Annotated in this window: 17 protein-coding genes and 1 pseudogene; 7 read left to right on the forward strand and 11 right to left on the reverse strand. The window is 61.4% G+C overall.

What is annotated here, in order from left to right; all coding sequences use genetic code 11:
• From FJ398_11470 to FJ398_11480, 3 genes are all read right to left on the reverse strand, one after another.
• Positions 1-751, reverse strand: a 751-nt coding sequence (locus tag FJ398_11470; protein ID MBM3838562.1) for a glycosyltransferase family 4 protein, incomplete at its 3' end; no start/stop codon positions are given.
• Positions 748-1,431 carry a class I SAM-dependent methyltransferase gene (locus FJ398_11475; protein MBM3838563.1) on the reverse strand — a complete coding sequence of 228 codons (684 nt, stop codon included), beginning with the start codon at positions 1,429-1,431 and terminating at the stop codon, positions 748-750. The genes FJ398_11475 and FJ398_11470, both read right to left, overlap by 4 nt.
• 194 nt (positions 1,432-1,625) lie before the next feature.
• A complete protein-coding gene (locus FJ398_11480; GenBank protein ID MBM3838564.1) occupies positions 1,626-2,387 on the reverse strand; it encodes a class I SAM-dependent methyltransferase in 762 nt (253 codons plus the stop codon).
• 434 nt (positions 2,388-2,821) lie between these two features.
• Here FJ398_11480 and FJ398_11485 point away from each other — a divergent pair, with 434 nt between their 5' ends.
• Positions 2,822-3,856, forward strand: a complete 1,035-nt coding sequence (locus tag FJ398_11485) for a glycosyltransferase family 9 protein (protein MBM3838565.1) — start codon at positions 2,822-2,824, stop codon at positions 3,854-3,856.
• Positions 3,857-3,992: 136 nt separating this feature from the next.
• Here the strand turns inward: FJ398_11485 and FJ398_11490 are convergent, their stop codons facing one another.
• Positions 3,993-7,544: a c-type cytochrome gene (locus FJ398_11490; GenBank protein MBM3838566.1), complete on the reverse strand. Its 3,552-nt coding sequence runs from the start codon at positions 7,542-7,544 to the stop codon at positions 3,993-3,995.
• A gap of 167 nt (positions 7,545-7,711) precedes the next feature.
• Between FJ398_11490 and FJ398_11495 the strand changes: the two genes are divergently transcribed.
• Positions 7,712-7,978 (forward strand): HDOD domain-containing protein, encoded by a 267-nt coding sequence (locus FJ398_11495; GenBank protein MBM3838567.1) that lies wholly within the window; start codon positions 7,712-7,714, stop codon positions 7,976-7,978.
• Between the two features lie 167 nt (positions 7,979-8,145).
• Here FJ398_11495 and FJ398_11500 read toward each other — a convergent pair whose 3' ends face one another.
• Both FJ398_11500 and FJ398_11505 read right to left on the reverse strand, forming a co-directional pair.
• Positions 8,146-9,159 (reverse strand): hypothetical protein, encoded by a 1,014-nt coding sequence (locus FJ398_11500; GenBank protein ID MBM3838568.1) that lies wholly within the window; start codon positions 9,157-9,159, stop codon positions 8,146-8,148.
• A 229-nt stretch (positions 9,160-9,388) separates the two neighbouring features.
• A complete protein-coding gene (locus FJ398_11505; GenBank protein ID MBM3838569.1) occupies positions 9,389-9,958 on the reverse strand; it encodes a hypothetical protein in 570 nt (189 codons plus the stop codon).
• 562 nt (positions 9,959-10,520) lie between these two features.
• Between FJ398_11505 and FJ398_11510 the strand changes: the two genes are divergently transcribed.
• Complete coding sequence (locus FJ398_11510) at positions 10,521-12,275, forward strand: hypothetical protein (GenBank protein ID MBM3838570.1); 1,755 nt, start codon at positions 10,521-10,523, stop codon at positions 12,273-12,275.
• A gap of 231 nt (positions 12,276-12,506) precedes the next feature.
• Here FJ398_11510 and FJ398_11515 read toward each other — a convergent pair whose 3' ends face one another.
• Positions 12,507-13,202, reverse strand: a complete 696-nt coding sequence (locus tag FJ398_11515) for a translation initiation factor IF-3 (GenBank protein ID MBM3838571.1) — start codon at positions 13,200-13,202, stop codon at positions 12,507-12,509.
• A 682-nt stretch (positions 13,203-13,884) separates the two neighbouring features.
• Between FJ398_11515 and FJ398_11520 the strand changes: the two genes are divergently transcribed.
• Positions 13,885-14,478 carry a TlpA family protein disulfide reductase gene (locus FJ398_11520; protein MBM3838572.1) on the forward strand — a complete coding sequence of 198 codons (594 nt, stop codon included), beginning with the start codon at positions 13,885-13,887 and terminating at the stop codon, positions 14,476-14,478.
• Between the two features lie 530 nt (positions 14,479-15,008).
• Here the strand turns inward: FJ398_11520 and FJ398_11525 are convergent.
• From FJ398_11525 to FJ398_11540, 4 genes and pseudogenes are all read right to left on the reverse strand, one after another.
• Positions 15,009-15,236, reverse strand: a complete 228-nt coding sequence (locus FJ398_11525; protein ID MBM3838573.1) for a hypothetical protein — start codon at positions 15,234-15,236, stop codon at positions 15,009-15,011.
• A gap of 120 nt (positions 15,237-15,356) precedes the next feature.
• Positions 15,357-16,628 carry a DUF1552 domain-containing protein gene (locus FJ398_11530; GenBank protein ID MBM3838574.1) on the reverse strand — a complete coding sequence of 424 codons (1,272 nt, stop codon included), beginning with the start codon at positions 16,626-16,628 and terminating at the stop codon, positions 15,357-15,359.
• A 127-nt stretch (positions 16,629-16,755) separates the two neighbouring features.
• Positions 16,756-18,087 (reverse strand): DUF1592 domain-containing protein, encoded by a 1,332-nt coding sequence (locus tag FJ398_11535; protein MBM3838575.1) that lies wholly within the window; start codon positions 18,085-18,087, stop codon positions 16,756-16,758.
• A gap of 996 nt (positions 18,088-19,083) precedes the next feature.
• Positions 19,084-20,166 (reverse strand): annotated as a pseudogene (locus tag FJ398_11540) (DUF1587 domain-containing protein).
• Between the two features lie 442 nt (positions 20,167-20,608).
• Between FJ398_11540 and FJ398_11545 the strand changes: the two are divergent.
• The 3 genes from FJ398_11545 (at position 20,609) to FJ398_11555 (ending at position 23,838) form a co-directional block, all read left to right on the forward strand.
• A complete protein-coding gene (locus tag FJ398_11545; GenBank protein ID MBM3838576.1) occupies positions 20,609-21,571 on the forward strand; it encodes a DUF1080 domain-containing protein in 963 nt (320 codons plus the stop codon).
• Between the two features lie 292 nt (positions 21,572-21,863).
• Positions 21,864-22,766: an alpha/beta hydrolase gene (locus tag FJ398_11550; GenBank protein ID MBM3838577.1), complete on the forward strand. Its 903-nt coding sequence runs from the start codon at positions 21,864-21,866 to the stop codon at positions 22,764-22,766.
• Between the two features lie 583 nt (positions 22,767-23,349).
• A complete protein-coding gene (locus FJ398_11555; protein ID MBM3838578.1) occupies positions 23,350-23,838 on the forward strand; it encodes a hypothetical protein in 489 nt (162 codons plus the stop codon).
• The last annotated feature ends 30 nt before the right edge of the window (positions 23,839-23,868 follow it).

The following is a 23,868-nucleotide window of genomic DNA, read 5'->3' on the forward strand; positions in this document are numbered from 1 at the left end:
CGGGCGGAACTGCGGACGGCGACGCGGACCGGGACCGTTCGAGTCCGCTTTGAAAGTGACGGAGCCAGCCGGGCGGGTGCTTCAGACAACAAGCCATGGCTTCCAGAAGAAAGACCAGCCCTTTTCGTTCCCAACCCGAGCCGACGAAGAGAAGCAGGAAATCGTCGGCCGTGACGCCGAACTTAGCCCGCGTGGCGGAGCGGTCGCCGCTTTGGAATCGGGCAACATCCACGCCGTTGCGGACGAGATGAATGCGTTCCGCCGGGAAGCGAAAGCGGTCCAGAACCTCGCGCTTGACCATTTCAGAATTGGCGATGACATGGCGCGTATTCTCCGGGCTGAAAGTTGCCGCTTCCAGTTCCAACATGGTTTTATGGAACGCGCTTCGACCCAGGAAAGGTTTCCGCCACCACGGCGCGAATTGGCGGCGGCGCTCCAGCCAAACGCGGTGCACGCCATCGCCGGCGCGATAAACATCCTGTTTCAGCGTCCGATCCAGACTGAAGATGCACCCGAAGGCCTCCCGCGCCGCTTCGATTCGAACGGCTTCAGCGAACTGGCGGGGACGCTCCGCTCGGGACCCGGCTGGAGCTATCGAGTGAACGATGACGCCTTGGGGCGCGTTCGACCAGCTTTCCGTGAACAAATGCAATTCGTGCCCCGCTTTCGCCAGGGCGGCCAACAGCCGCTGCAAATAAAGCTCGGCCCCGCCCGTGGCGGAAAAGTGGCGTCGGATCAACGCAAGCTTCATGGCGAACTCGGCATTCCGAAAAACACCAAATCCAGCGCAAACAAAGTCCGCACGCGATACGGGAGCCAGGGGTAAACCGGAATTCCAGTTCGTCCGCCGCCCAGGAGATGTCCGGACACGGGATGGATTTCGACCCGGTCGAAGTGCGTGGACAATTCCTTCCGCAGCAGCTCATGCGAGTAGGATCGCAAGTGGGATGGATCGGTCTCGAAAGGCCGGCCAAAGAGAAAGCGCAGGCGGTTTCGCAATCTGAAGCTGTTTGGCACCGAGCCGACCAACCGTCCGTCCGGCTTGAGCACGCGAGCAATTTCAGCCAGCACGCGTTGCGGGAACCGCACGTGTTCCATCACTTCGGAAAACACCACCACATCGAACACGTCCGGCGCAAACGGAAGCGGCTCGGCATCCACATCCACCCAATGGCCTTTCAGGCCGAGGCGTTGTTCGAACAGCCCGAGCGCCTGGCGATCGACATCGAGGCCGGTGACCTGATTGCCCGTCATGTAATGCTGCGTGAGATTGCCCGCCCGGCAGCCGATTTCGAGGATCGTTTTGCCCAGGCCAATCAACCGCACGAGCAAATCCTTGCGCGCCGCGTCGCCGTAGAGGTAGTCGTACTTGCCGCGCTTTTGATGTTCTTCATAAAACGCCGCGACCTGTTCTTTGGAGCGATCCTGCATGGCGTTTGTCTTCCTCAGACTTCAAGCGGAGCGATGGGGAGCGCACGCGCCCTCGCGTGCCGTGGTCGGCGCCCCCGCCGGCCGCATTCCTCCGTCCGGAAAAGCCGTCGCATGATGAGCCGGTTTCTCCGACGTCCGACCGGCGAGGCGCCGGTCGGAACACGCGGGGGCGCGTGTGCTCCCCAATTCCTTCTTCATACAGACGTGTCGTGGAGGGTTGAAGTGAGCGGCTTGCGCACGGCCACGACGATGGTGCGCCCCAGCAAGAGAGGCAGGGAATTGATCGCATGGACGTAGGGCGCGTTGTCTGGGTCGATCGTGCGAAACCGGCGGGTTTCTTTGCGCCACGCCCAGGCGCCGAAAATCTTGATCAGCGGCCAAAGCAAAACCAATTTGGCGAGCGAGGAGCGCTGGTATTTGTCCACGGTCGCGGACACCGATTCGAAGCCTGCGTCGAGCAACGCGTGCGCGACGTAGAAGTAAGACACGGGATTGATGTGGCCGCCGGTGGAGTAAAGCGCGCTGTGGCGGACCGGCAACGGTCCGAACAAATTGGCAAAGCCGAACCAGAGGAAACGCAAGCGCGAGTTCACATTGAGCACGTTGGGCGTGGTGACGATACAGAGACCGCCCGGCTGGAGCACGCGGAAAAACTCCCGCAACGTCTCGCGGTAATGCTCCAGGTGTTCGATGACTTCGGTGGCGGTGAGCAAATCGAAACTGGCGTCGGCGTACGGCAGCGGCTCGTGATTCAGATTGGCGACGTCCACTTTTTGTCCCGGCAACTTCATGAGCGCGTCCGTGTAATCGCAAGCGCACGATTGAGTCTGGAACCGGGCGCGGACGAGTTCGATCAACTGGCCACGGCCCGCGCCCACGTCCAGGTGGCGGAGGAATTGCCCGCCGTGGGCCGCCGCCACGTCGAGGACCGCCTGATAGATGCGTTCCGTGCTCATCGCGCGCGTGAAGAGCGCTCGGTCATTTCAGTGCATTGGGCCGCCGGCGGCACAAGCTCATCGCTGCGACGCTCCAGCGCTCCGAGGCTTGAACATTGAACATTCCGGCAACTTCCACGGCGCTGTGCTTACCGGATTGACCGGCCGATTCCAAACTCAATCGCGCGCACTCTACTGTGCAGACCGTGGGATTGACGACAGATCGACCGGAGAACCGTAGCGCAGATTTCCAATCGGCAGGGCGCCGGCAAGTCCCAGCGGGCTCGGACTGGGAGACACCCCGCAGAATACAATTCTGCGATACGGCAGAGTGCAACTCTGCGCTACGAGCTTTGTCGTCCATCCCGCGGACCAAGCAGTAAATGGAGCGCGGGCAGCTTTGCTCCCGGGCTTCTCGAAGCTGAGGTTGCCAGGTATCATCGCGCGTCGCGTCGATGCGTTTGCTCTTCATCAAACTGAAACACATCGGAGATTCGCTCTTGCTCACGCCCACCTTGAGCGCCGTGCGGGCAGAATATCCGCAGGCGCAAATCTGGGTCGTGGTTCGACGGGGGGGCGAAGGCATTCTCGCGGGCTGTTCGAGCATTGACCGCACTCTGACTTCCGCCGAGCCGGAAGCAAAGCGGCGCGGCGCATTCAACTGGCTGGGCGATCTCCGCGTCTTGAGGGAGTTGCGGCAGCAGCGCTTCGACTACTCATTCGAGTTGAGTGACGGCGACCGCGGCCGTTTCCTGGCCTGGTTGAGCGGCGCCAAGACCCGCTGCGCGAACGTGGCTTTCAAACCTCTCCCCTGGTGGTGGCGGTCAAAATTTGACGCTCAATCGCGCTACGTCTGGGTGAACGGCCATCGCGTGGAGAAGGATTTTTACACGGTGAACGAGTTCCTGCCTCTCGGGCCGGAAATTCCCCCCTTGGCCTTCGAGCGCGAACGGACGGAACCGTGGTCTCCGGCTGAGGCGCTGCGTGATTTCGCCGTCATTCATCCAGGCACGCGCTGGATTCGCAAACGTTGGACGCAGGAGAAATGGATCGAACTCGGACGCGAACTGTTTCGCTTTATCCCGCGCCTCGTGGTCAGCTCCGGGCCGGATTCGGAGGAGATCGCGCTGGCTGGATCGATCGCGAAGGCGCTGGGTCCCGCTGCGCTGAGCACTCAGGGAGAGTTGTCGTGGGCGCAACTGGCCGGGCTGCTTTATCGCGCCCGGCTGTTCGTCGGCGTCGACACCGCGGCCATGCATCTGGCCGCGGCGTGCCAATGCCCGACCGTCGCCATCTTTGGCCCTTCCGCGGAGAGCCAATGGCGCCCCTGGCAAGTGCCGCACCGCGTGGTAAAGCCCGCGGGGCTGGCGCAAAAGGAATCCGAGGAAACCATGATTCAACGCGTGCCCACGGCGGAGGTGGCGGCGGCTTGTGTTGAGTTGCTCAAGGCCACGGGGAGGCCTTCAGGTGGGGCCCACGAAACACACTAAACACACGAATACGAGGGAGGTTCGACGACACCTGTGGCTACTTTTCGGTAAACTCTGTCCCATCCTTTCGGGTGTTTCGTGTGGTTCGTGGGCTCCCCATTGGAACTGGCTGAACCTCTCGCACGCGCCGCTCGCGTTATTTCGCTGGCGTGTCCTTCAAGCTCGCCAGGAACTCGATGAGGTCGCGCAATTCGCGTTTCGACAGCGCCAACACCAGGCCCTCGGGCATGGCCGACGGACCGCGTTCGCGCGCTTTGATTTGGTCCTTCGGAATCGCCAGGAAGCGCTCGCTGGCGTCCAGGTCGGCGTCGGTCTGGACCAACACCAACCCCTTTGCGTCCTCGCTTTTGAACACGCCGCTGCGCAAGCGGCCTTCGGTGGTCTCGACAATCAGCGTTTCAAAACCGGGCGCGATCTTCGCGTTGGGGGCCACGATCGATTCGAGAAGGTATTCCCGGCTTTGCTTGGAACCGATGCCGTCGAGCGGCGGTCCGACCGTGCCGCCTTCGCCTTGCGCCACGTGGCAGCGCAGGCACGCAACGTCCGTGCGCTCCCGGAAAATCTTGCGGCCATTGGCGGCATCACCGCCCGACACCACCTCGACGTAACGGCCCAGCGGGCTGGTCAGGTCGCGCGCGTCCTCGAACTTCTTCAATTTCTCGCCGAGCGGCGATTCGGCATGTCTGGCCGCGGCTTCGAGCAGTTCGACCTGCAATTCGATCGGCACCTCCTTCGCCAGCAATTTCTCCATCCACTGGCTGAGCACAGCCACGGCCTCGGTTTCCTTGGAATTACCGAGAGCCTCGAACACGGCCTGCTTTTCCCCTGCCGAACCTGACTCGAGCAAGCCCGCGATCTGAGCGGCGCCGCCCGGCTGGGTTCCGAGAATATGAATGGCTTCGGCGCGGACGACCCCGGATCGATCCTTCAAAGCCGTCTGAAGCGCGTCGGACAGGCGTGGATCCTTGCGATCCGCCAGCGAGCTCAACGCCGACACTCGAACTTCCGGAGACGCCCGTCGATCGGTCAGAGCCCCGAGCAACGTTTCCGAGTCGCCCAGTCCGTAAGTGCGCATCAAATTGGCGGCGGCAGCCTGGACCGCACTTGGAGCCTCTTCCATGATCGCTTTTACAATTTCGGCGGCGGCGTCGCGGGCGGGCTTGGGATCCCGCGGCGTGAGCGGACGATAGAGCGTGGTAATGTGATCCAGATTGTTTGGCTTCGCCCATTCGGCCAAATCGTTCAGGGCCTCGATGCGCACCCGTTCGGGCGCATCGCTCCGGGCGGCGAAAGTCGCCAACGCCTTCGCCGCTTCCGGCGCCCCAAGACGGAAATTCGCATTCACCGCGCGCCAAAGAATCCAGTCCGCCGGTGTGCCGATGGGACGCGGGCCGCGAACGGTGTAGGGCGCCTTCTCCGGCTTGGAAGCGCTTTCTGGCAGCGGCTTGTTCAACAGCGCGGCCAATTGCGGCAGCGCCTCGGCGATCGGCAAATCGTTGATCGCCCGCGCGGCCTCCAGCACGACCTGGCCGTCCGTGTCGTTCAGAAAAACGGCAATCGAGGGATGCGCCAACCGACGCAAGGCGAGCGCCGCGCCCAGACGGACGGCGCGCGATTCGTCTTTGGCTTTGGCCGTCAACGAAACGGGATCGCTCAATCTCGCCAGCGCCGTGACGCACGCATAGCGGAGCACGGAGTCCTGGTCGTTGTTGTCTTTGAGAGCTGAGAACAGAGCCGGGACCGCCGCCTTGCGGCCAAGTTTGCCGAGCGCCTGGGCGGCGAAGAAGCGCGCGCGCGGTTGCGCATCGAAAAGCAACTGGATCAACAGCTCGTACGCTTCCGCCGCGCGAGCGTCGCCGAGGACCTTTGCCGCCTGGCAGCGTATTTCCCGATCTTTGCTCGTCAGGAGCGGCAACACCGGCTTCAACGCCGATGGGATTTTTCGCGCCAATTGACCCAGGCCCCAGATTCCGTGGAGCCGGGTAACCAGCTTTTCTCCTTTCAGCGCGGCCGCCATGAGTTCGGGCACGCCCTCGGGGCCTTTCTCCGCCAAGGCGAACTGGGCCTCCTGACGCACGCGCAGGTCGGAGTGGTTCAGTAATTTCCCCAATTCGCCGAGCGATCGATTCGCCATGCCTTCGGCGATCAGCCTTTTGGTTTCAAGCACGCGCGCGTCATTGGTCAGGGCTGGCGCGAAGACTTTGTAGATGCGTCCGGCCATCGGGCGTGCCCAGCCGTCGATCCAATCCGCAACGTAAAGCGCGCCGTCGGGCCCGAAATCGCAGTCGGTCACACAAATGCGTTCCATGAACGGCTTGAGGTCGATCAACTCGAACGTCGCGCCTTTGGGTTTGACCGCGAAGCTGTTGATCCGGCTCGTGCCGGACGCGCCGCGGAAATCGCACAGGAAAAAATGATCGTCGTATCGGTCGGGCAAGCCCGTGCCCGGATAATAGGCCAGCCCAGACGGTCCGTCGTACAGCGGTGTCACGTTGGGGACGAGGTACGCGGCGTTGTTGTTCTCGGCGGGCGACCAGAGTTGCTCCGCCATCCAGGGACCGCCGTTGGCCATGCGCGTGGCGTGCTGGTAGCCGACGCGCCAGCCGCTGTCGCCGTCTTCGATGACATAGACCCACCGGGCCGGATCGCCTTTATCGGGATTGTTGTCGCCTGTGAACAGATTCCCGTATTGATCGAAGCGCAGTTCCTGCGGATTGCGCAGACCGGTGGCGAACAGTTCGAGATTCTTTCCGTCGAGGTCGCACCGGAAGACCGCGCCGCACTCCGCGGCTTCCACCTGCCGGCCGTCGGGCGTCTTGGTGACGTTCGCGCCGCGATCGCCCATGCTGAAATAAAGCCTGCCGTCGGGGCCCAGAACCATCCCGTGCAAATCGTGCCCAATGAATCCGTAGCGGACACCGTAGCCGTATTGGAGTTCGAGCTTCACGTCGGCCTTGCCGTCGGCGTTGGTGTCCTTGAGCAAATAGAGGCTGGGAATGCACGTGTAATAAACGCTGCCGTGATACGCGAAGACGCCGGAGCCCAGGCCGTCCTTCACGCCGTTGTAGCCGGTGCTGAACACGGTTGATTTGTCGGCCTTCCCAGCACCCGTAGTGTCTTCGAGCAGGACGATGCGCTCGGAATCGCGCGCGTAGAGCGCCTGCTGCCCCACGCGTTCGGTCGCGTGACGCAAGGGAATGAGCAACCGTTCCTCCACGGTTCTGGAAGCGAGTTCTTCTTCGAGCCAGCTTCGGGCGGACCGGATGTCGATGACCCCGCCTCCGCCGTACCGGTAAGTCTCCGCGACATAAACGCGGCCCTTCTCGTCGAGGTGCAAGGCATTGGGGTTGCCGAGCATTGGCTCGGCGGCCCAAAGCCGGATTTGGAGATCGTCCGGCACGCGCATCCGGGCGATGGCGCGCTCTCCGGCGTCGGAAGCCGGCTTGAGCGGTGGAACCCATTCGGCGGCAGTGTTGACCGCTCCAGCGGCAGGGGCTTGCGCCTGTAGGTAGCAGCTAGAGCAGACGGCCAAAAGGCAGCAGAACACAATGATGGCGCTGTGCTCGCAAGGCGTAAGGCGAAACGGAATCGCGCTCTCGGAATTCATGCCTGAGTGCTTACTGAATTCGCGCGGGAATTCCGAGAAGAATGCGCGGAAAGCTCCCGATGGCCACGGCGGCATGCACACGGCCCATGACCGATCAGTGGTAGGGCGAGTCCGTCCCGGCGAGCCGGTCCACGTGCTTGGAACACGTCCGACTCGGCTCGCTGGGGACAGGCTCGCCCTGCCGTCCGGTTCATGGGAAGAATTGGACGGCTCAAGCGTGTTTTGACATGAGGTGACATGAGTTTCGTATCAGCTTTATAGGCATTGACCTGGTTAAACACCTCGTGCTGGCCGTGGGAATCTTCTCGCAATTCGAGAAGCGCAAACTGGGCGGTCTTTCCCTGGAAGCGCTCTGGCAGCACAGTGTGCGCACCGCCAATGCCGCTGACCAAGACAACGATGGCGTGGCGGATTGTGACGACCCATGTCCCAATCGGCGGGTTTCTCAATTCGAGCGGTCGCGCGTATATTGTGCAGACCGTGGGATTGACGACAGATCGACCGGAGAACCGTAGCGCAGATTTCCAATCGGCAGGGCGCCGGCAAGTCCCAGCGGGCTCGGACTGGGAGACGCCCCGCAGAATACAATTCTGCGATACGGCAGAGCGCCACTCTGCGCTACGAGCTTTGTCGTCCATCCCGCGGACCAAGCAGTATGGAGGAAAGAAAGCGCTGAGAGCGCTCACGGCGCCGAGACTTCGTAAAGCATGCGCGCGCCGGCTTCGGGATCGGCCGCAACGTCCGCTTTGAGGACCAGGGCGCGCTCTCTGAGTAACGCCGGAACGCCTGCCAGACGCTTTCCACTCGGCGCCAGGGCCCACACTTTGTATTGAGCAGGCTGCTCCAGCCGAATTGAGACTTCGGCTTTTCCAGCTCGGACCAAATGCGGCAACCGGCCCCAGTCCCGCAAAGTTTGGCGGGCTTCTTCGGCGTAACGGATGTTAGAGTTCTGTAAATCTGTCAAATGGGTCACGAGCAGCCGTTGGCTTTGTCGAATTGGTTTTCCGTCCAGGGCGCTCACCCAAACGGTGGCGTCGCGGCCTTCAACTTGAACGCGCACGCCGCCTTGGCCGGCCTCAATGCTCGTCCCCGCCGGCGCATAACCGCCCGCGGTGCGCGGGGTGTCGAGCACCAGCACGTCACGCCGGCCGTCGATGGTGATTTCGCCCGTTTCGCTTATGAAGAATTTCTGCGCGGGCTCCGCCGCTCCGGACGGTCCGCCCACACCCAAATCCTTCAACTTCGCAAACAGTGGCGCGTCCTCAACGGCGTAAGGATTCAAAGCGACGGCCGCTTTCGCAGGATAAGCCGTCGCTGGAGTTTGCCAGGCCAAGGGGAGGATGGCGGTATGCGTGGGAGCTTTCTCCGCCGCCGACACGACTTGAGTGCCGACGCGCGTAACCCAGGCCAGCCAATGCCAGCGCGGGTGAAGATTCGGAATACGCGAAGCTGGCTGAGCCAGGTCCGCCTCCGTCATCATGAGCGCCACACTGTGCGGCGCAGGTTGAAGATCGCCCCGCAGGAACAGACAGAGCGACGCGCGTTCCGCGGCCTGACTCAGCGGATCCGAGGCCAGATCGAAGTAACCGATCCGCGACGGCGTGAACATCGCCCCGCGGCTGTGGCTGTAAGCGAATCGCCAGATGCCGGCCCAGCCTTGCAGCGCGCCCATCGCGCCGGTGAGGATTCCGCCCACGCCGCGAAACCGGCCCGGCCCGGAGTAATTGTATTCGGTGATCGTGAACGGCTTCCACCATGTCGCGCTCGGTGTCGGAAAGGAAGGCGATGCAATCGCGGGCCCGCAGAGTTGTGTCGCGGAAATTCTCTGGCAAGGCCACTGTGTTCTCAGCCGGGTTTTCGCTTTCCTTGAGTTCCTTTCCCCAGGTGGCCGCGAGCGCGCTGCGCTCCGGGTAACGGCGAGTGAGTCATTGGTTCCAGGCGCGGGTCCATTCCGGGAACGTCACGAGGTCACGGTAAAAATTTCCAATATTGCCCTCGTTGATCATCGCGAGCCAGGCCAGCGCCGGTTCGTCCGCGTAACGGCGTTTCGTGTAGGGATTGGTGTGATCGAGCAGCGCGCGAGTGAACTGCTTCCAATTCTCGAAGGCTCCCGCGTGAACCGGCGCGAGGATTTTGAAAGTGTTCATCGGAATCTGGCCGTCACGATCGATGCCCACTTCGCGCCAGGGCACGCTGCGCGACACATACAAATCTGTGGTCAGGTAAATGCCGCGCTGGATCAGGGCGGCCATGAGATAATCGAACTGCTCCAGTTTTTGCGGATTGAGTTTGGTGGTCGGGGATTGGCCCTGGACGAGATCGCGTTCGTAATGATGAATGCGGAGCGCGTTGTAACCGAGCCGCACCAGCCGGTCCGCCAGCCGGTCCGATTCTGCGTGCGACAGGTAATGCGCGCCAAAGCAAAGATTCACGCCGTAAAACCGGCGCGGCGTGTCGGGCGAATTGGCCGTCACTGCGCGCGATGACCCGGCCATGCTTTCCGGCGGGCGCGTCCACGAAGCCCATCTTGGAAAAGTCCAGAGCCGAGCCGGGTTCGATTTCGAGTTCCGGTTTGAGAGGAATCCAGTCGGCGCCTTCCGCGATGACAACGGCTGGCGCGAGCGGGGTCGTCTCTGCCGCGCGAACCATCGGGGATGGCAAGAGGCCAACGCCAACCAAGGAAGCGAGCATGATCCAAAATGGGCGAGAGTCGGGCAAGAATTGCGTGGTCGATTCGAATTGAAGCTTCATACACCACGCGACGACCGCCAGCGTGAATTTGTTCAACCAGAGTTGGGGAGCACACGCGCCCTCGCGTGTTCCAACCGGCGCCCTCGCCGGTCGGATCGTCGGCGAAGCATCTCATCAAACGATCGCTTTCTCGGATGGAGGACCCTGGTCGGCGAGGCGCCGACCAGGGCACGCGAGGGCGCGTGCGCTCCCCATCGAGAGATTCTTGTTTCTCCTTGTGCCCACCATTTCTTGTCGGCTATGGTGCAACCCTCGTGACCCGATCAGCACGCTTTCAACCACCAACCCACAACCGCAGGAGAAAATATGCCTTCTCAAAAATGGAATGAAACCGGCCGCGTTTGGGAAGAGGACCACGGATTGCTCGACGCGGAGCAAGTTGCCCGATGCGCCCGCGCCGACGTCGCGGAGCCGCTGCGCTCGCCGATCCCCACGCGCATGATCTCGAACGGCGAGTACATGCCCGTGCCGCAAACCCAGAAACAAAAGCAGGTTGAAGCGCGGCTCAGAGAACTCTCCGACGTAGCCAGCCGCAAGCTCGGCATTGGCCGGCGGCAGTTTCTGCGCAGTTCGGGCGGCATGGCCGCTTCGTTGCTGGCGATGAATGAGGTGTTCGGACGGTTCTTCAACGTCAGCCTCGTCGAGTTGTTCGAGCCGGCGGCCTTCGCTGCGTCTGCGCCGCCCCGGGATCTTTTCGTGTTCGACGATCAATTGCACTTTGTCCGCGGCAGCCGGCCGTCGCCGGCCGGTTTGCGCGCGATTGCGCAAGGACCATCCTCCGCGCCGGCCGTCAAATCGAATCCATTCAATCCAAAGGGGCAGCTTGATGAACTGGGCCAGGCGTGGAGCGTTTGGAATCCGGCGCTGGTCGGCCTGCCGATTGATCCCGCTTACGCTCACATCACGCAATTCATCAAAGACGTTTATCTGGACAGCCAGGTCACCATTGGCCTGCTGAGCAACGTCACGGCTTCGGGCGTGCAAATCGAAGGCCAGCGGCGCGCCCCGAAAAACGCGCAGGAAGCGCAACTGGGCGAGGTGCTCACGGCGGGCCAGACCGCGGCGGCGCGCGATTTCGTGAACAAGATTTCCGGTTCCACGCGCATGCTGTGCCACGGCTTGCTCTATGTCGGCAAAGGCAACCTGGAGTGGATCCAAGAGCAGACCGACAAATACAAACCCGATTCGTGGAAAGGCTACAACATCTCCAACGCCGCCAAAGTCGATACCGATCCGAACAGCCTGATGAAGCAATGGCGGCACGACGACCAGGAAGTGGCGTATCCGACGTTCGAGTTGATTCAGAAAAACTACGAGAAGCTCAAGCGCCGGAAGCCGGGGTTCAACAACATTTGCGTTCACAAAGGCCTGGCGCCCGGCCCGCCGGATCCTTTGCGCGGCCATCCGGGTGACATGCCGAAAGCGGCGCGCGATTGGCCGAAGCTCAACTTCATCACCTACCACGCGTGCATCCAGCCGAATTTCTTCATGGCGGACACGCTCGACGACGTGAAAGCCGAGAAGTTGCGGGGCGGCGTGCCGAACATCAGTTGGACAACTGAATACGCGCAGCTCGTGCAACCTTTCCCGAATTGCTACGCCGAGATCGGCACGACGTGGGCGTCCTCCGTCGTGACCTTCCCAACGATTGCGGCGCACATCCTGGGTCAGCTCATGAAATTCCTGGGCGAGGATCGCATTGTGTTCGGGTCGGACTCAGTTTGGTACGGCTCGCCGCAATGGCAGATCGAAGCGTTGTGGCGGTTCCAGATTCCCGAAGCGATGCGGAAGAAGTGGGGCTACCCCGAACTCACCGAGCGCGCCAAACGGAAAATCCTGGGTCTGAATTCCGCGAAGCTTTACGGAATCCGCGCGCTCAGACCCGCCTCGTATAAAGCCGTGCCGAAGAATTACGAATCGCGCATGACCTCGGAGCTGAAGACGATTCTGGAGTTTGGCCAGTTGAAGGCGGACAACATGTCGAAGATGAAGGAGACCTACGCCGCGTTGGCCATCGAGCCGGATAACATTCGTTACGGGTGGATGCGGGTGCAGGCGTGAGGAACAAGCCCACGGGGGTGATTTTCACACTTCCTGCGCCAACCGCACGGAGAAGGTGGACTCTGTTCCTCTTCCCCAGTTCGACTTCAACCGCAGATGAACGCGGATAACCGCAGATGGGAAGGGTTGCGAGTCAGGCGCGTTTCGCCATTTGCGCAAACCGTCGGGACTCCAATTCATCCGCGTTGACCTGCGTTCATCTGCGGTTTCTCCAGAGATCGGCTTCTTCAATCAACCAGGGGACGCGGGTGGCGCATCGAAAGCGCTGTGAGCAGGATCGGGATCGCTTGGTGGCAAGTCGGAAACACTGGAAGCCAGGTTGGAAACAGCGGGTTCTGGCGCTGGCGCCGGCGCTTTCGAGGGCATCTTCCCGCGCTTGTCACGCGGCAGCGGAGTCAGAAGGACATTCAAATCCCGGTCCCCAAGCATTTTGGGCGGAGAATCCGCGCGACCGTAGGCCGCCGCCTCGCGAACAAATCGGTTCACGACTTCGAAGCCGTATTCCTTGTGCGCTTTCTGGCGTCCCTTGAAACGCAGCTTGACCCGCACTTTGATGTCGTCGCACAGGAACTCAATGGCATGGGCCAGCTTCACTCTGAAATCGTGCGGATCGATCACTGCGCTGAGTTGCAGCTCCTTCATCTTGTGGCCCGGCTGGCGGCTGCGGGAATCCTTCTCCTTCTTCGATTCCTCGTAGCGGAATTTGCCGTAATCCACGACACGGCAAACGGGCGGCGTGGCGGTGGGGGCAATCTCAATAAGGTCCATGCCTTTGCTTTGGGCCAGGCGCAAGGCCTCGGAGAGAGACATGATGCCGAGTTGTCGCTTGGTGTCGTCGATCACGCGGACTTCGCGGGCGCGGATTTTTCCGTTTCGGCGATGCTGCGGTTCTCGAGGTTGGAAGGAGCGTGAGGGGAAGCGGCTCAATGCGCCTCCGCCGGTTGCGATGAATGCATCAAGTTTTGAGGGGTGGCCCTGACGGCACTATGACTTCGGTTACGAATAGGCATGGACTTTCGCACCGCACGCGCGGAGCGCAAGCAGAATTTGCGGACTGCAAGAGGCGTGAATGAGGCCGGACACTGCGACCCGGTAGCGCAGATTTGCAATCTGCCGTATCGCGGAATTGCATTCCGCAGGGGCTCGACAAGTTCCAAGGTTCCGGAACTCGCCGAAGCGCTGCCGATTGCAAATCGGCGATAGGGCCCAGCGCGGCGTGGCCACCACCAAAGGAGCGCGGCGCGCGACGATTTCGGGCGTAAGTATGCGGTCGAAATTGGGGAGCACACGCGCCCTCGCGTGTTCCGACCGGCGCCCTCGCCGGTCGGAACGTTGTAGAACTCAGTCACCAAATGGTGACCGCTCCTTGCGAGTGGTGTGGTCGGCGAGGGCGCCGACCCCAGCACGCGAGGGCGCGTGCGCTCCCCATCGTGTCCTCATACGGAGGTGCCCCAACAGGCCCCAACAGGCGTGGCGCACAAATACCGGCTTGACTCCGATGCGTTGAGGAATAGCTTCGCTCCGTTAAGCCGGACGACAAACAATACTCCGTCCGCGTCAACCGCCCGAGCCAAATCCGATCAATTCACGCCGATCAACTGCAACGATTATGAAATCCCTCCTCAGCGCCGTCGCCGCCCTGTCACTGGTCCTCGTCCAGGCCGATGAGTCTGCGAAGAATACGGATGTGAAATCCGCCGTGCCACCGCTCAAGGTCGGCCAGCCCGCGCCCGAGTTCCGCATCAAGGACACGACCGGCAAGGAGATTAACCTTGCTGAGCTCAGCGCCAAGGGACCGGTCCTTGTCCGCCTGACCTGCGGTTGCCTGGGCTGCGACCAGGAGCTGCCGTACTTCCAGGCGTTGCACAAAGCCTACAAGGCCCAGGGGCTCGTCAGCCTGGCTGTGTTCAAGGAGGCGGATGCCAAGGTCGAAGCCTACGTGAAGGAAAAGAAACTCGACATGCTCTACGCCGTCGACAGCCAGGGCGCGAGCTGGGAGGTATGGCGCACCAAAACCATGCCGAGCAATTTCCTCATCGGGAAAGGCGGCAAGATCGCGGCGATCTCCGTCGGTTGCGACCCCAGCGGCCTGACCGCCGAGCGCCTTTCCGAGAAGGCCGCTCTCCTCACCGGCTCCCAAACGGCGGACGTGAAGTCGAGGCCAGGCCCGAGCGCGCCCGGCCTAACCGCGCCAAAGAAGTGAGTTTGGAAGACAGCAACAAACCGCGGAGGCGTGATTTCCACTCATGGTGCGTGAGCCGCACGGGAGAAGGCGCTGGCTTTTTGAAGAAGCCGATCTCAGGGAGAAACCGCAGATGGACGCGGATTACTGCTTGGTCCGCGGGATGGACGACAAAGCTCGTAGCGCAGAGTGGCACTCTGCCGTATCGCAGAATTGTATTCTGCGGGGCGTCTCCCAGTCCGAGCCCGCTGGGACTTGCCGGCGCCCTGCCGATTGGAAATCGGCGATACATCAGATTGAAAATCTGCGCTACGGTTCTCCGGTCGATCTGTCGTCAATCCCACGGTCTGCACAGTAACGCGGATGAAGTATGGAATGGACGCATGAGCCGGCCGATCCGCTTTCCTGGATTCCTCTGGCGGTGACGGGCAATGCGCCTCTCTACCCCGCCGTCGCGCACCACGCCGGGATTGAGGACACGACGCTGGGCGCGTCGGCGCGCTTGTACCGCCCGGCCGTCTCGGAGCCGTAGGCGCGAAAGCGGGACGCGTTCAATTCGCGACTTCGTCCGGGAGTTGACGGCCCTGGAGCGAAGTCACCATCGTCAAGTTGATAAACTCGACGTTTCCTTTGGCTTTCCAGAGCAAGAACACGCGTCCCTCCGGCTGGACTGAAATGTGGTCGCCATGGGGCACGCGTATCTTGCGCCCGTCGGCGAGGTGGAGAGTGAACGGGTGGGGTTGAGCAGAGTATCGGCGGAGCAACGCGGCGCTGATCATATTTCCTCAGAGACTGTTGCCGGACCTACTCCTTGTGGCAAGCCACGACTGCGGTCAAATCTTTGCCTTCTTTGACCGCCGGCCGGCTGCACTCGGACTGCTCATCTTTGCCGATGGGACTCAAAGACCGGCCAGGCGCGTCTCCGCGTCGCCGAAACGGTCCAGTTTCACATCCATGCGGTCCATGAGCGAGAGATACAGGCTGCAAAGCTTGCGGTGGTCGTCGCCTTGATTCGAGTAGTCCAGGACACGCCCCGTTTCGATTGTGCCGCCTAACCCGCCGGCCAGAAGGACGGGCACCTTCGAGTTGTCGTGTTTGGTGCCGGACCACATGTTTGAAATCCAGAGCAAACAGGAGTGATCGAGCAAAGTGCCATCGCCTTCGCGGATCGAATCGAGCCGGCCAGCCAGGTACGCGAGCTGGCTGCAGTAGTAACGCGAGATGCGCTCGTAAGCCTCGGATTGGTCGTCGTGAGAAGCGGGGTGATGCGCCGTCCGCACATCGAGGAACGGATAGAACAGGCCGGAGAGGTCGCGGCAGAGCAACAACGTCGCGACCCGCGTCTTGTCGGTCTGGAAGGCGAGCGCGATGATGTCGCCCATCAAGCGCATGTGCTCGCGGATGTCTTCGGGAAGGCCGTTATCGGGCCGCTTCATCGTGAACACCGAGGGGCCGCGGTCTTTGGCCTTTTCATTCGCGGTTTCCTTCGTGGCCCGCATCCGCTCAATGCGCGTTTCGACCTCGCGCACGCTGGTCAAATACTCGTCCAGCTTGGCTTTGTCGTTGGAACTGACCTTCCGGCTCAAGCTCGCGGCCTGTTCCTTCACGCGGTCGAGAGTGCTTTGCGTCCGGCGATGGCCGCGATTCTCGAAAAGGCTGTCGAACGCCAGCGAAGGATACACTTCCATCGGCACGGGTGACATCGCGTTCTGCCACGAGATGTGCGAGCTGTAGGCCATCGAAAAATTCGTCTCGTGGTAACCGGTGATCGGCTGCTCGCATCCCAGGACCATGCTGGGCTGGACCGTCTCCTGGCCGAGGCGATTGGCCAGCATTTGATCCATGCTGATGCCACCCCGAAGCACAGCGCCCTTTTGCAGTGACGCGCCGGACAGAATGTTGCCCGTCTGCCCCGGATGAATGCCCACGCCGGTGGCGTGCTTATTGAACAGGCCGTTGATGACGTTCAGCTTCGTCTTCAGCGGCGCCATCGGTTCCAGGCTTTTGCTCAACTCCATTTCCGCGCCCGCCCCCTTCGCCCACCAATGTTTCGGGTTGATGCCGTTGCCCATGAACAGGGCGGCGAAGCGTTTGGGGAATGGCCCTGGCGTTCCATCCTTCACCGGCACAGAACCCCAAGTCGGAATCGATTCCAGCCAGGGCAACGCCATCGCCACGCCGACGCCGCGGAGGAACGCGCGGCGGGAGGTTTGCGGGGATTGACAGGGCCAATCAACGGATTTGCGCATGGTCTTCATGGCTCAAAACTGATTACTGATCACTGGCTGCTGATTACTTTCATTGCGGCGACGACGCCCTGCGTCCATCTGTGGTTTCTCCTTCACCCGCCAGTCGCTTGTTCAAGAATTGCGGGCTGGCGACGATCTTCTCGACAAGCGCGCTGAACCGGTAGTTGTTCGCGGCGAGCCCAGTGTGCATCTGGTGAATGAGGTTGTCGTCCGAAAGCATCACGGTGCGGCCCAGCGCATACGCTAGCAGCTTGCGGCAAAGGTTGTCCAGGAAGTCCGCTTGCCGGTGCGCCCGCAGATAACTTCGCAAACCATCGAGACCGCTTCCTTCGCTTCCGTTGGGAAATGTCGCGCGCGTGTCCACGGACCGGCCGCCCAGGTCTTTTGCCCGCCGCTCGCCAATCGGTCCATAGCCTTCGAAGACCAACCCGAACGAATCGAAATGTTCGTGGCAGCTCGCGCAACTTTTATCTTCGCGGTGCCGGGCCAGCATTTCGCGCAGAGAAAGGTCTCCCAGTTTTGCCTCGTCAGCAGGCAGTTCCGGAACGGTCACCGGCGGCGGTGGAATGTATTCGCCGAGCAAACGGCGCACGACCCAATAGCCGCGCTTGACCGGGCTGGTGCGCAGGCCGGGCGAATTCTTCGTCAGAAAGACCGACATCGGCAGCAGGCCGCCGCGGGCGTATCGGCTTGCGCCATCAACGCGCACCCACTCGCCCGGCGCAGCCGCAGATACCGGCATGCCGTAATGCCGGGCGAGAAGTGCGTTCACGAACGTGTAGTCGCCGTAGAGGAATTCCAAGACGGAGCGGTCTTCGCGGATGAGGTTGACGAAGAATTGAACCGGCTCCTCGAACATCGCCCGGCGCAATTCGTTGTCGAAGGCTGGGAAGCGCTCGCGATCCACGGCGTTGTGTTCTTCAAAACGGCGGAAGTCGAGCCAGTTGCCGCCGAACTCCGTGGCGAATCCCCGGATGCGAGCATCCCGCAGCATCCGCCGGGCCTGAGCCGCGAGAACTTTCGAATGACGCAATTCACCCGCCGCCGCGCGGGCCAGCAACTCGGCGTCCGGCATGCTGGACCAGAGGAAGTAACTCAGGCGGCTGGCCAGGGCGTAGTCCGATAACGGATGCGCCTTCGTGAATCCGGCAGGGACGCGTTCCACCGTGTCTCTGATTTCATCCCTGGAAGGACGGTCCACGCTGGCGGTGTGTGGCCGCGTCGGGGCTTGATCAGGGACGGAGTGGTCCGCGTTTCGCGAAGCGAACCTCCCTTCTGGGGAAGCTGATGGCGGGGCTTGGGAAGCCCATCCGTCCTTACCAAGTTTGGAATCACCACCTGCCTCAGCCAGATCGACGCGGTAGAGAAAGTGCGGCGACATCAGCAGGCTCACGATGGCGTCGCGGACGGCTTCTTCGTGGTCCAGGCCTTCCTGTTGGCGGAGCGAACGATAGTAGGCGAGAAGGTCGTCGCGCTCGCTTTCCGAGAGGGGGCGCCGATAAGCGCGCTGGGCAAAAGACAGGAGCGTTTCGAGATGACTCGGTTCCGCGGCCTTTCGGGCTTGTTCCACCCAGCGGACGTCGGCGGAAATGCTGTCGAAGTAGTGTTGGATCGCTTCGATGGCCGGGCCCGAGTTGGTCACACGCCGCGCCTTGGCCAGATAAGTTTCCGCCATTTGCTTCATCTTGGCCTCCGAAGTCGCGTCCTTGTCTTCGGAGCGCGCGAAGTCGAATTCCGCGCCCTGGGCGAACCTCGGCGGCTCGGCGCGCTCGAAGAAAATGAAATCCTTGTACTGCCGCATGGGCGCGAAGGTGACGAAGTTGAGTTCCTGCCAAAGCGCGTCCAACTCGTCCCGGTCCTGTTCGTCGAGAATCAACTCGCAGAGCGGCGCGTCATCCCGGAAATAACCGACCATCAAATGGAACCCGGCGCTCAAGAGCCGGCCCCGGTCGCCTTCATCCTTCTGGAGAAAAATCCGGCCACGCTCCGACACATAGAACGCGTCAGGGAAGATGCGGCAAAAGCGCTCAAAGGCTGCTTCGAAACGCGGGCGCAGTGCGTTTTCTCCGTGGAACATCACGATGTGATTTGTCCTGACGTTGGCCCCCTTTTCATCCCAGGCGCCGGCTTGCGAATTGGGAGAATTCGTCATCGCGGCAACGACGAAACGAACGACCTCAAATCCGAAATCGGCCGTCTGGAATTTGAAACCGGCGTCCGATCCGGGGTCCAATCTCTCCGCAAGAGCGGACCCCCTCACCCCGTCCCTCTCCCCTTTGGAGGGGGAGAGGGTGCCCGCAGGACGGGAGAGGGGGACGTTCGGAGGTTCAATGTCGGGAAGCTTCAACTCGCTCCGTGATTCGAGCGCCTCACGGTTATAACGCAGCCGATTCGCCGCGTACTGGCGGTCTTTCCAGAGCACCAGCGGCTGCGAACCCGAAGAAATGCCACGCAACGTCAGGTTTTTGAATTCGGGTTTGAGCTTCTGGCGAAGCTGAACGACAAAGTCGCGCATCCGCTCGCAAGCGCCGCGCACCGCGTCCGGTTTGCTTCCCGTTGCCGCGGACAATTCGCGCCACATCCGTCGGAGGGCCGCAATCGGGCCGATCTCTTCTCGCGCTTCGGTCAAGGTGGACCAAATCGTCGTGAGGTATTTGGGGCTGATGCGGGCTTCACGGGCGACTTCATCCAGAGTCGCATTCGCTTTGCCGAGCGCGGCGCGATTCTGGTAGCGCCACGCGGCCATGAAATAGTCGGCGTAGTCCGTGGGCTGGCGCCGATAAAAATCGACGATCCGCTTCACACAATACTTGTCGCGATCCGTCTCGGTGACCGCCGGGTGCGGCGCGAAGACGAAGCCTTGCGGTTTCAAGACGACATGTTCGGCCACGTCGCGAGCGGCTTCCAAATATTTCTTGAGCAGCGCCGGCGACATCGCCAGCGACTCGCCTGAGTTGTCGAAGCCGGCTTCGTTGGCGGGATCGACCGGGAACTCGCGCGTGGGCCGGATATCGACCCCCGTCAGATCGCGGACCGTGTCGTCATACTCGGCGTTGCTCAATCGGCGCGCCAGCACGGGACCGGGGTCGCCGGCGTTTCGATCCGCTTCGAATTTGCGCAATGCTTGGATCCAATCGATGACCGCGTGGCGGAGGTCGGGCGTCGGCTGGCGTCGGGCATCCTCCGGCGGCATTTCCCCGGCCTTGAGCTTTTCGAGCACGATTTCCCAGCGGCGATAGTCTTGAGCCACCGCGTCCATCTTTGAATACACGCTCAGATCGAGTTTGCCCTTTTGCTTCTCCTTTCCGTGGCACGCGAAGCAATGGGTTTCGAGGAAGGGCCGCACCGTTTCGGTGAAGCGGCGTTCCAGCGCAACCTGCATGGCGCCGGGGTTGGTTGCGCCAAAAGCGGTCGATCCGAGGATCAAGAGCGCAGTTGTAATCTTTGCGCGCGATAGCATTGAAGGCGTTCTGTTGGCCTAGCGAATGTCACTGAATCAGGTTCCGTGAAGTCGATCAATCCAAGAAACCTTGTCTTTGGACCGACACGTTTTGGAGTGCGCCAGCCCTCTCAGTCCTCTCTGCTCCGTACACCGATCTGAGGGCTGCTGTCGGCAATCCCAACTCTCTCCAACTTTCTCCCCACTCGTTCCTCGCGGGGAGAGAGGGAAGTCAATCGGAGTCGCTGACCGAGATTTTTAATCGCACCCACAGCAAACAAGGCGGGCAGCCGGGGAGAAAATTTACTTGTGCCGAGCTGGATTTGAGGATTCTGTTCCAACTCAGTGAAATCGATCAATCACGTCGGATCGTAACGCTCACCTTCACCACTTCAGGACTCTTATGATGAAATCCACGAAAACTTGGCTCGTTTTCCCACGCGGCGCGGCTCTTTGCGGAGCCATGCTCATCGCGGCCCGCCTTGCCGGCGCGGCCGAATCCTCGAATCCCTTCCTGGGCCATTGGGCCTTGACGATTCCGGGCGGGGCCGCCGGCTGGCTCGGCGTGACCGAAAGCCAGGGCAACCTCTCGGCGAGCGTGCTTTGGGGCGGCGGCAGCGTTTTACCGGTTGCTGAGGCCAGGCTCGCCGGCGACACACTCGTGCTGATCCGGCGAAGCGGCGGCGGACGCGGAAATACACCGGGCGTCATCACCACCGAAACCATCACCGCCAAAATCGGCGGCGACCATCTCAGGCTTACGACCGTCAAGAGCCGGCCCAACCAGCCGGAGTTCGACAAAGCGGAGTTCACGGGCAAACGCACGCCGCCGCCGCCGCCGCCGCCGGATTTGTCGAAGGTTAAATTGGGCGCGCCGATCAAGCTCTTCAACGGCCAGAACCTGGACGGCTGGAAATTGACCAACCCGCGCGCCGCAAACGGGTGGAGCGTCAAGGACGGTGTGGTGAGCAACAACCCGGTCCAGGAACAAGGTCAGCCCCGCAAAAGCTACGGCAACCTGAGAACGGAGCAGGAGTTCGAGGACTTCAATCTCACGCTCGAAGTGAATGTCGCCCCGCGCGGTAACAGCGGCATTTATCTGCGCGGCATTTACGAAATCCAGGTCGCGGACACGTTTGGCCGGCCCGTGGATTCCCACAACATGGGCGCGATCTACAGCCGCATCACCCCCAGCGCGGCCGCCGAAAAACCCGCCGGCGAATGGCAGACGATGGACGTGACGCTCGTGGACCGCCACGTCACGGTGGTCCTCAATGGCAAGAAGATCATCGACAACAAACCGATCCTGGGCTGCACCGGCGGCGCACTGTGGTCCGATCCATTCAAACCCGGCCCGATCTATTTGCAGGGCGACCACACCGTCGCGAGTTTTCGGAACATGACGCTGCGGCCCGTCGTGAAGTGAGACCGCTCGCCCGCATACTGTGCAGTCCATGGGATAAGCTACAGCGCTTGGTTATTGGACGCTGCGTTCCCCCTCACCCTGGCCCTCTCCCTCAGCTCCCTCAGGGAGAGGGAACTGGGCCGGCGTATCGACCGATCCGCCACGCTCAGCTTGTCGGAGTGCGGCAAACGATTCTCCCTCTCCCCAGGGGAGAGGGCCGGGGTGAGGGGGAAGGAACTGTCGCCTATCCTGCGGTCTCCTCAGTAAGTCGAACCTTCCCTTCCGCAACCACTCAACTCCACTATTTCAACTCATGAAACAACACTTTGCTGCGCACGTCATCCTGTTCCTCGCCCTGCTCAGTCTCGCGCAAGCCCACGCACAAACGGCCACCTCCACGCACTCCAAACTTATCGCGAAGCATGACCTCTCCTACGCCGAGCCAGGCGATCCGCGGCAGAAGGTGGACATCTACGCGCCGCCGGGCGCCAAAAATTTGCCCGTGGTTTTCTGGATTCACGGCGGAGGCTGGCAGGCGGGCGACAAGACCAACGTCATGATCAAACCGCAGGTTTTCGCGGACAAAGGATTTGTCTTCGTCTCGACGGGTTACCGCCTGCTGCCCAACGTGGAGATGGTCACGATCTTCCGCGACGTCGCCAAGTCCGTGCGCTGGGTGCATGACCACATTGCCGAGCACGGCGGCGATCCGAACCGGCTGCTCGTTATGGGCCATTCCGCCGGCGCGCAACTCGCCGCCTTGATTTGCATCGACGATCGTTACCTGAAGGCGGAAGGACTCTCGCTCGGCATTATCAAGGGCTGCGTGCCGGTGGACGGCGACACCTATGACGTGCCGGCGATGATCGAGACGGCCGAGACGCGGTTGCGCGTGCATGGCCTGCCGATGCCGAAGTTGGGGCACCGCGTGAAGTTCGGCAACGATCCGGCGAAGCATCGAGACTATTCGGCGGTCACGCATGTGGCGAAAGGCAAGGGCATCCCGCCGTTTCTCATCCTGCACGTGGCCGATCATCCGGACGTCACCGCGCAGGCGAGGCGTCTTGGCGCTGTGTTGAGCGACGCGGACATTCCCAACAAAGTCTTCGGCGCCAAGGAAACCAACCACAACAAGCTCAACGACCATCTTGGCCTCCCGGACGATCCCGCGACACAAGCGTTGTTCGAGTTCGTGGATGCGGCCTTGAAGAAGTAGTTCGGCAGCTATTCGATGCCGGACGGTTCGATCGCGATGGCGGATACAGCGTCGTTCGGTCCTCCACCGGCGCGCGAACTGCGATCGGGCAAATGCGGTAGAACCAATCCCACTCGGCCACGTACTGTGCAGACCGTGGGATTGACGACAGATCGACCGAAGAACCGTAGCGCAGATTTTCAATCTGCGGTATCGCCGATTTCCAATCGGCAGGGCGCCGGCAAAAACAGGGTCACATCTCATAATTAGCTGCGGGCGGAGACGACCATGACGCTGAAGTGGATTGCGGCCCGGTTGCAGATGGGGACGGGGGCGAGCTTGTCGAACCGTTTATCGGTCCAAAAGCCCAAAAGCGCCTAGCAAAGCAATGTCAATATGTGGGACTGACCCTATGTTTTCCTGAAAGAGTGCAGAGACGGTCGAATTGAACCTTGTTCCTCAGGTTCCTCGTATCACTTGAATGTTTTTGATATGCGCGATCCTCTCAGCTTGACTTCAAAGTTCCATTGAAGCGCTTTCCATCGTATGCTTTCGGCGGTAAGAGACCGGAGAATGGATTTGGCTGAATATCGAACTGCCGCCGGTGTTGCGCGCCTACGTGGGTTGCGCCACGGCGCTTTTCGGCGATGTGCAGCAGGCGGACGTGGTGAAACTGCACAAGGCCTCGGGCAAGGTGACTTTCCTGGCCTACGACGACTTCGAAGGTAAACCGCTGCCGGAACTACGCTTCAGGACCAAGGTTAACCTGCGGACACGCTGGGTGCAGGTTTTCGACCACAGTGCCGAGGGACAGTTACTGTACTTCAAGGAGCGCCTTCTGGCTGCGGACCATCCGCGACTGGCGGAGATGCAGGCGTTCAGCACGAGGGTTCGAAGGTTGGGGATACCTGATTTGGGCACCTCAGGGCCATCGCTGGCCGAGCTGGCACGGTTGCGCGAAAGGCATGGTGTGAACGAGAATCTCAGCAAGAGAAGACTGTCGCTCCAAGTTTTGCTGAACCCGGAGCCAAAGCCGGTTCAGAGTGCTGACTTGGCAATGGCGGCGGATGAGAGGCAGAATCATTGCCGATGACCGATGGCCCGACAGGTGCATTGAACAAGA

The organism is Verrucomicrobiota bacterium, from assembly GCA_016871535.1.
Classification (GTDB): Bacteria; Verrucomicrobiota; Verrucomicrobiia; order Limisphaerales; family SIBE01; genus VHCZ01.

Excerpts from the sequence above, each read along its gene's own strand:
- FJ398_11475 (MBM3838563.1), bottom strand. The coding sequence starts at position 1,431 with ATGCAGGATCGCTCCAAAGAACAGGTCGCGGCGTTTTATGAAGAACAT.
- FJ398_11545 (MBM3838576.1), top strand. The coding sequence starts at position 20,609 with ATGCTCATCGCGGCCCGCCTTGCCGGCGCGGCCGAATCCTCGAATCCC.
- FJ398_11480 (MBM3838564.1), bottom strand. The coding sequence starts at position 2,387 with ATGAGCACGGAACGCATCTATCAGGCGGTCCTCGACGTGGCGGCGGCC.
- FJ398_11525 (MBM3838573.1), bottom strand. The coding sequence starts at position 15,236 with ATGATCAGCGCCGCGTTGCTCCGCCGATACTCTGCTCAACCCCACCCG.
- FJ398_11510 (MBM3838570.1), top strand. The coding sequence starts at position 10,521 with ATGCCTTCTCAAAAATGGAATGAAACCGGCCGCGTTTGGGAAGAGGAC.
- FJ398_11535 (MBM3838575.1), bottom strand. The coding sequence starts at position 18,087 with ATGTCGCCGCACTTTCTCTACCGCGTCGATCTGGCTGAGGCAGGTGGT.
- FJ398_11550 (MBM3838577.1), top strand. The coding sequence starts at position 21,864 with ATGAAACAACACTTTGCTGCGCACGTCATCCTGTTCCTCGCCCTGCTC.
- FJ398_11530 (MBM3838574.1), bottom strand. The coding sequence starts at position 16,628 with ATGGCGTTGCCCTGGCTGGAATCGATTCCGACTTGGGGTTCTGTGCCG.
- FJ398_11505 (MBM3838569.1), bottom strand. The coding sequence starts at position 9,958 with ATGGCCGGGTCATCGCGCGCAGTGACGGCCAATTCGCCCGACACGCCG.
- FJ398_11520 (MBM3838572.1), top strand. The coding sequence starts at position 13,885 with ATGAAATCCCTCCTCAGCGCCGTCGCCGCCCTGTCACTGGTCCTCGTC.
- FJ398_11485 (MBM3838565.1), top strand. The coding sequence starts at position 2,822 with ATGCGTTTGCTCTTCATCAAACTGAAACACATCGGAGATTCGCTCTTG.